Below are 7824 nucleotides of genomic sequence, written 5' to 3'. Positions count from 1 at the left end.
GCCTGGGCGGGCACCGTCGCACCGCCCTGTGGAGCGCCGGCACCGCGCCCGGCCGGGCCCACCAGGCCCCGCTCCCCGGGCTCGCCACCCCCGCGACCGCGCCCGAACTCACCTCCATGACCACCGCCGAGGAGACCACCGCCGACATCACCGCCACCGGCGCCAGCGCCACCGCCCACCCCGTCCAGCACATCCGCCCGCACCTGGACCGCCTCGGCGCGCTCGCCGCGGCCACCGCCCGCACGCTCGCCGACGGGGCCCCGGTCCGGATCGGCGGGCTGCCGAAGTACCTCCAACGCCCGCCGACCGCGCACGGCGTGGCCTTCGGGGCGATCGAGGACGAGACCGGCATGGTCAACCTCGTCTTCGCCCCGCACGTCTGGGACCGCTGCCACCGCACCCTCCTCGACGCCCCCGCCGTCATCATCACCGGCCGGGTCGAGCGCTCCGACGGCACGGTCAACGTGGCCGTCGGCCGAGTGGAGGCGCTCACCGTGGCCGGGCCCGTTCCCCGGCGCCACGTCGGGCGGCGCTAGGTGTATTGACCCGCAGGGTTGTTGACACGGGTGATGGGTGGGTGGCCGCCGAGTGCGGTGTGGCTGCGGTGGTGGTTGTAGGTGTGGAGGAAGTCTGCCAGGGCTTCGGCCCGCTCGGTGTTGGCGGTGTAGGGCCGGATGTAGGCCCATTCGTCGAGCAGGGTGCGGTTGAAGCGTTCGACCTTGCCGTTGGTCTGGGGCCGGTAGGCCCGGGTCAGCTTGCCTGTGGCGCCGAGGTCCGCGAGGGCGTTCCTCCAGGCCAGGCCCTTGCGGTAGGCCCAGGCGTTGTCCGTCAGGACCCGCTCGATGCGGGGGATGCCCTGGCGGTGGAAGAAGGCGGCTGCGCGGGTGAGGAAGCCCGCGCAGGTCGCGACCTTCTCGTCGGGGTGGATCTCGCTGTAGGCCAGGCGGGAATGGTCGTCGACGGCAGAGTGGATGTAGTCGAAGCCCATGTTGCTGCGGGTGGCGCGGCCGGCCTGGCGGCCCAGGGTCCTGTGACCGCCGCCGTCGGGGATCCGGCCGAGCTTCTTCACGTCGATGTGGATCAGCTCGCCGGGCCGGTCGCGTTCGTAGCGGCGGATCAGGGTGCCGGTCGGACGGTCGATCCAGGACAGCCGGTTCAGACCGTGGCGGGTCAGGATCCGGTGCACGGTCGAGGCGGGCAGGCCCAGGACCGGGCCGATGCGGGCGGGGCCGAGCTTGCGGGTCCTGCGGAGGTCGCAGACGCGAGCCTCGACGGCCCGTGGGGTGCGGTGCGGTGTGCGATGGGGCCTGCTGGAGCGGTCGGCCAGGCCCGAGTCACCCTCCGCGCGCCAACGGCGGATCCACTTGTGGGCGGTAGGCCTGGATATGCCCATTTCGGCCGCCACATGGGCAACTGGCCGCCCACCGAGGACGCGATCGACCAGGATTCGCCTGCCGTGAACGGTCAGCCGGGCATTACGGTGGGACACGAAGACCTCCGTGTGTGGTGTGGAGCCTAGACACCTCCACCACACCGGAGGTCTTCGCCATGATCAAGCCCGGTCGGCGTTAACAACGCTCGTGATCAATACAGCTAGGTCCTGTCGTCACACTCCCGCCCGCCCTTCGGGCGACGACGGGAGTGTGACGGCAGGACCTGGAGCATCTGCCGGACACACCGCACACGACTTCCGCTCATGATCATCAGATGTGGTGAACCCTCCCGGTTCCAGGGGGGATACGCCCATATCGCCCACCATGATGAGGTCGTCCCACCCACCTCCCCGCAGGAGTACGACGATGTCAGAGACGTCCGAGCCCAATGTCGGTGCCTTCACCCTCGGCGGCCCGCTCACCGCTGAACCGGCCGGGCCCATCGAGGTACCGGAGCACGAGGAGTGGCCCCTGCCGAACGGCTTCGCGTGGGTCTTCCCCGGCGAGGGCAACCGGGGCAGCCTCGCCCGGCCCGTGATCATGGCCGACGGCTTCAACCTCGGCCGGAGCAAGCTCGACGTGCTCTACCACGGGCTGGAGAACGGCAGCTTCCCGTTCATCAGCGAGCTGCGCCGGCGTGGCAGGGACGTGATCCTCCTCGGCTTCGAGGAGCGCAGCGCCTCGATCCTGGACAACGCGGAGGCGGCGGTGGCCGCCATCCTGCGGGCGACCGCCGAGCAGGTGGGCGACACCCGCCTGGTCGTCGGCGGCTTCAGCATGGGAGGCATCGTCACCCGCTACGCACTCGCCAAGCTGGAGACGCAGCGGATGGACCACAGGACCGCGCTGTACTTCTCCTACGACAGCCCGCACCGTGGCGCTTCCATCCCGGTGGGCGTGCAGGCGTTCTCCCACTTCATCCCGTTCCCGAACGACTTCGCGAGGCAGATGGACAGCCAGGCCGCGCGTCAGATGCTGTGGCAGCACTACGACAAGGACACCGAGAAGATCACGGTCGCCCCGGAGCGCGAGGAGTTCCTGGCCGCCCTGGACCGGGTCGGTTCCTGGCCGCGGATCCCGGTGAAGATCGCCGTGGCCAACGGCCGCGCCGACGGCGTCGGTCTGCCGGACGTGAAGCCCGGCGAGGTCGCGCTGCGGATCGACCGGATCTACCCCGGCACCAGCTTCTACACCCAGGCCCAGGGCGACGACGTGACGGCCGCGTACCTGAACCGCAGGTTCCCCAAGGCCGAGAAGACCATCGTGACCAACGGCTTCCCGGAACTGGACGGCGCGCCGGGCGGAACCCTGCACACGTACACGATCCTCTCCGGGGCGATGGAGAAGCTCGGCGGCAAGGTCGACCTGCGGCACGAGGACGTCTGCTTCGTCCCCACGGTCAGCGCGGTCGCGATCCGCGACATCGAGAAGCAGGACGACCTGTACGCGAACGTCGACGACCTGGACCCGCAGGAGAGCGAGCTCGACGCGTTCCTCTGCTCGTCCACGACCACCGAGCACACGGGCATCACCGAGGAGCTGTGCACCTGGATCATGGACCGGCTCCCCGGCTGATCCTCGTCCCGCGCCCGGGAACCTCCGGGCGGCCGACGGCTCGATCACGGGCGGCGTCGGACGGGCCATCGGGCACTTCGCCCCGTCCGACGTGGAGCACTGGCTCGACCTCGCCGAACAGCGCCTGAGCTGACAGGTGCTGAGGAAGCGCCCGGCCGGGCGGCGCTTCCTCAGCCGCCGAGGTGTTCGGCCCGATGTGCGGCCCAACGCTCCATCATCGACCCGAGTTCCTTCTCCAGGAACCGGAAGAACTCCAGGGTGTCGTTGATCCGGCGTCCCTGCGGGGTGTCGAGGCCGAACCGGTCCACGCCCTCCCGCATCGTGGCCTGCCAGTTCTTCAGGAGGGTGTCCCGCTCCAGCAGTGCGTCGTACCACTGGTCGCCCTGCACGCGATAGCGCTCGCGCCGGGACCCCGGCTCCCGCTCGCGGCTGACCATGTTGACCTGGGCGAGATAGCGGACGGCCCCCGACACGGCCGCCGGGCTGATCTTCAGCTGCTCGCTCAGCTCGGCTGAGGTGAGTGCTCCCCGCTCCGACGAGAGCAGGGCGGCGAAGACCCTGGCCGGCATGCGCGCCATGCCCGCCTGGACCAGCTGGGCGGCGAAGCGCTCCACGAAACGGGAGACGGCCGCCCCGTCGTCGCCGTCCACGCGGCTCTCTTTCCGCCGCTCATCCATGCTCCGACCCCGGTCCCTGTGGTTCCTGACGCTCGTGCGCGCCCGCGCCTTCGGTCAGTCTATCGAGCGATTCATACACTTTCTTAACTTCACACACTTCTGAAAGAAGCGTACTTTCGGAATATGAAGAAGGCAATCACTGTCGCCGGACTGCACAAGTCGTTCGGTCGGACGCATGCCCTCACCGGCCTTGACCTCTCCGTCGAAGCAGGGGAGGTCCACGGCTTCCTCGGACCCAACGGAGCCGGTAAGTCCACGACGATCCGCATCCTGCTGGGGCTGCTGCGCGCCGACTCCGGCGGCGCCCAGCTCCTCGGCAAGGACCCGTGGAAGGACGCGGTCGAGCTGCACCGGCGGCTCGCCTACGTCCCCGGGGACGTGGAGCTGTGGCCGGGCCTCACCGGAGGAGAGGCCATCGACCTGCTGGCGAAGCTGCGCGGCGGCCTCGACCGGCGGCGGCGCGACGAACTCATCGAACGGTTCGACCTCGATCCGGTCAAGAAGGGCCGCGCCTACTCCAAGGGCAACCGGCAGAAGGTCGCCATCGTCGCCGCGCTCGCCTCCGACGCCGAACTGCTCCTCCTCGACGAGCCCACCGCCGGCCTCGACCCCCTGATGGAGGTCGTCTTCCAGGACGTCATCCTCCAGGCGAAGGCGGCGGGGAAGACCGTGTTGCTCTCCAGCCACATCCTGGCCCAGGTCGAGAAGCTCTGCGACCGCGTCAGCATCGTCCGCCAGGGCCGCATCGTGCAGTCGGGCACGCTCGGCGAGATGCGCCACCTCACGCGCACGACCGTCGAGGCCGAGACCGAGCGCCCGGCCACCGGGCTCGACGCGATGCCCGGTGTGCACGGACTGAAGGTGACGGACCGGAGGGTGAACTTCGCCGTGGACGGCGCACACCTCGACGCCGCGATCCGCAGGCTCGGCGAGTTCGGCATCCGGAGCCTGACCAGCCACCCGCCGACGCTCGAAGAGCTGATGCTGCGTCATTACGGTGACGAGCTCGCGTCCAACGGCCGGACGGGCAACGGCGACCCCACGCCCTCCGACGCGTCGGCGCCCTCCGGTACGGCGCCCTCCACCTCCACCGGCGGAAAGGGCGGCGTTCCCCGATGACCAGCACCGTCGCGCCGCTCGACGCCTCCGGAAGGCCCGCGCCCGCCAGGACCGCTTCCGTCGCCTTCACCGGCACCGGGACCCTGGTCCGGTTCGGCCTGCGCCGGGACCGCGTCCGCATGTCCGTGTGGCTGCTCGCCCTCACCCTGGGCACGCTGGCCACGGCGGCCCAGTACAAGGCGCTGTATTCCACTCCCGAAGAGCGCGCCGCGGCCGTCAGCTCCATGGACAGCCCGGCCGCGCTCGCCATGACCGGCCCTCGTCACTATCTCTCCGACTACACCGCCGGAGCGATGCTCGGTCACCAACTGCTCGGCTTCATGGCCGTCCTCGTCGGTCTGATGAGCATCCTGATCGTCACCCGGCACACCCGCGACGAGGAGGAGACCGGCCGCGCCGAACTGGTCCGATCCACCGTCGTCGGACATCACGCGCACCTCGCCTCCGCACTGGCGCTCGCCGCCGTGGCCAACCTCGCGCTCGCCCTGCTGCTGGCCCTGGGCCTCACCGCGATGGGCATCGACGGAATCGGCCCCGGCGGGGCGCTGCTGTACGGCCTCACGCACGCCGCGATCGGGCTCGTCTTCGCCGGGATCGCCGCCGTCACCGCACAGATCACGGCGCACACCCGGGGCGCCTCGGGCATGGCGCTCGCGGCGATCGGCGTCGCCTACGTACTGCGGGCCTCCGGCGACGTGGGCAACGACGCCCTGTCCTGGCTGAGCCCGATCGGCTGGATCCAGCGCACCTACGTCTTCGTCGACGACCGGTGGTGGCCGCTCGCGCTCTGCCTGGCCCTCGCCGCGCTGACCGCGGCGTACGGCTTCGTGCTGAGCACCCGACGCGATGTCGGCGCGGGCCTGCGCGCCGCGCGGCTCGGCCGGCGTACGGCCTCCGACGCGCTCACCCGGCCCTTCGGCTTCGCCCTGCGGCTGCACCGGGCGACCCTGCTGGGCTTCGGCGCCGGGCTGTGCCTGATGGGCGTCATGTACGGCTCGATCCTCGGCGAGGCCGCCGACATGGTGAAGGACATCGAACAGATCCAGGAGGCGCTGGCGAAAATCGGCGGCAGCACGGTGGCCGAGTCCTTCGCGTCCATGGTGATGGTGGTCGTCGCGGTCGTCGCCGCCGTGTACGTGGTGATGGCAGCGCTGCGACCGCGTGCCGAGGAGAGCGCCGGTCGCGCCGAACCGCTACTGGCGACCGGCCTCTCCCGGAACCGCTGGCTCGGGAGCCATGTCGCCGTCGCCCTGGCCGGCGGAACGGCGCTGCTGGTCCTCGCCGGGCTGGGCTTCGGCCTCTCGGGCGCGGCGTCGGCAGGGGACGGGGGCCTGGTCCTCGAACTGGTCGGAGCGGCCGCCGCGTACGCCCCCGCCCTGTGGGTGACCGTCGGAGTGGCCGTCCTGCTCTTCGGCTGGTTCCCGCGTGCGGGAGCGGTGGCCTGGATCGTGCCCGTGTACGCGTTCCTCGTCGGGTACCTGGGGCCGATCCTCCAGCTCCCGGGCTGGACGGAGAACCTGTCGCCCTTCGGCCACGTGCCCCAGCTCCCGGCCGCCGGGATGAACTGGGTCCCGCTGCTCGTCCTGACCGCCGTCGCCGCCGGCCTCATCCTGCTGGGGCTGACGGGCTTCCGCCGCCGGGATCTGGATACCAAGTGACGTAAGGGGAGCGGTGCTGGCGGCCTCTCACCATCCGGTCCACAGAAAGTGGTTGATCAGCAGCGCCGGAAACGCCGACGCGGCCAGCCACCAGCGCACACCCCGGCGGGGGAGCAGCGCCGTCGCCGGCAGCAGCCACAGCAGGAACGGCTGCCAGATGCGTTCGGTCTCCGCCTTGCTCATGCCGGAGAGGTCCGCGGCGAGCAGCGCCGCCAGCGCCGCCAGGACGAGCAGCGCCAGCCTCCCTTCCGGTGAGGCCGCCGCGGAGCCGCCCCGCAGTGCCCGTACGGCGCCGGGCGCGGCCACCGCGCTCCGGCGCAGCCCGGCGACGGCGGCGAGCCCGGCCGCGAGGGTCGCGCAGGCCAGATTGGCCCAGACCCAGTAGCCGTACGGGCGGACACCGCCCGCGCCCTGGTAGTAGCGCTCGACCAACAGGTGGTAGGCGGTCCACCAGTTGAACCCGGCGAGGGTGAACGCCACCGGGACCACGAGGGCGCCGCACAGGAACAACGGCACCGGGCGGACGGTCCGGGCGAGCACCAGCACGGCCAGCAGGACGGCCGCCATCAGCCCCAGCCCGTAACTCAGGTAGCAGGTCCACCCGAACAGCAGACCCCCGCCGACCGCCGCCATGCCCGGGAAACGGACCCGGCGCGTGGCGGCCAGCGTGAGCAGCGCCACCGACCAGGCGGCGACGGCCGCGAAGTAGCCGTCGGCGGAGACGCCCGCCCAGACGGCCGCCGGGGCGAGGACGAGGAAGGGCGCGGCGCGCCGGGCCAGACGCTCGTCAGCCAGCACCCGCACGGTGATCAGGGCGGCCAGCACCGCCGAACTGCCCACGACGACGCAGAAGACGGCCGCCCAGGCGCCGCCGCCGAGACCGACGCGGTCCAGCCACACGAAGGTCAGCGTCGCGCCCGGCGGATGCCCGGCGACATGCGCGGGCCAGTTGCCGGGCTCGCCGATCACGATGTGGTTCGTGAAGTCGCGGAGGGTGGCGGGGATGTCCTCGAAGCGGTCGATGACCCGCAGGTACTCGTGCTTCGTGGTGAGCCGCTTCGCGACGCCCCGGTGCCAGCCGTCGATCAGCGCCATCGAGAGGACCCAGGCCATCGACCCGGCCCAGGCCGCCGCCAGCAGCCCGCGCCAGGGCAGCCGGGCCGCGAGCGCCGGGCCGTGAGCGACCACCAGGATTGCCGTGATCAGAGCGGCCGGAGTGCCGGGACCCAGGTGGGGGTCCCAGGAGGCGAGCAGCGGCGGCCACTGGGCGCGCAGACTCCCGTCCCGGTTCTGGATGACATGGCCGACGGCCACCGCCGCCGTGACCAGCAGCACGCCCGCGGCGGCGGCGACCAGGTCGGC

Annotated in this window: 6 protein-coding genes and 1 pseudogene; 4 read left to right on the top strand and 3 right to left on the bottom strand. The window is 71.6% G+C overall.

Annotation, left to right across the window (positions count from 1 at the left end; translation table 11 throughout):
• Positions 1–536, top strand: a pseudogene (locus CR470_RS33750) (error-prone DNA polymerase); the annotation flags it as partial.
• Here the strand turns inward: CR470_RS33750 and CR470_RS33745 are convergent.
• Complete coding sequence (locus tag CR470_RS33745; protein ID WP_107489526.1) at positions 533–1489, bottom strand: IS481 family transposase; 957 nt, start codon at positions 1487–1489, stop codon at positions 533–535. The pseudogene CR470_RS33750 and the gene CR470_RS33745 overlap by 4 nt on opposite strands.
• A gap of 310 nt (positions 1490–1799) precedes the next feature.
• Between CR470_RS33745 and CR470_RS33740 the strand changes: the two genes are divergently transcribed.
• Positions 1800–3008 carry an esterase/lipase family protein gene (locus tag CR470_RS33740; protein ID WP_097871254.1) on the top strand — a complete coding sequence of 403 codons (1209 nt, stop codon included), beginning with the start codon at positions 1800–1802 and terminating at the stop codon, positions 3006–3008.
• A 170-nt stretch (positions 3009–3178) separates the two neighbouring features.
• Here CR470_RS33740 and CR470_RS33735 read toward each other — a convergent pair whose 3' ends face one another.
• Positions 3179–3685 carry a GbsR/MarR family transcriptional regulator gene (locus CR470_RS33735; protein ID WP_097871253.1) on the bottom strand — a complete coding sequence of 169 codons (507 nt, stop codon included), beginning with the start codon at positions 3683–3685 and terminating at the stop codon, positions 3179–3181.
• Between the two features lie 123 nt (positions 3686–3808).
• Here CR470_RS33735 and CR470_RS33730 point away from each other — a divergent pair, with 123 nt between their 5' ends.
• Together CR470_RS33730 and CR470_RS33725 are read left to right on the top strand one after the other, a co-directional pair.
• A complete protein-coding gene (locus tag CR470_RS33730; RefSeq protein ID WP_097871252.1) occupies positions 3809–4804 on the top strand; it encodes an ABC transporter ATP-binding protein in 996 nt (331 codons plus the stop codon).
• Positions 4801–6462: an ABC transporter permease gene (locus CR470_RS33725; RefSeq protein WP_097871251.1), complete on the top strand. Its 1662-nt coding sequence runs from the start codon at positions 4801–4803 to the stop codon at positions 6460–6462. Before CR470_RS33730 ends, CR470_RS33725 begins: the two co-directional genes overlap by 4 nt.
• A gap of 27 nt (positions 6463–6489) precedes the next feature.
• Here CR470_RS33725 and CR470_RS33720 read toward each other — a convergent pair.
• Positions 6490–7824, bottom strand: a 1335-nt coding sequence (locus CR470_RS33720) for a hypothetical protein (RefSeq protein WP_107489525.1), incomplete at its 5' end; no start/stop codon positions are given.

It is taken from the genome of Streptomyces sp. rh34 (assembly GCF_002551245.1).
Classification (GTDB): domain Bacteria; phylum Actinomycetota; class Actinomycetes; order Streptomycetales; family Streptomycetaceae; genus Streptomyces.
Note: the sequence above shows the minus strand (reverse complement) of the source record. Positions and strands in the feature narration are given on the sequence as shown.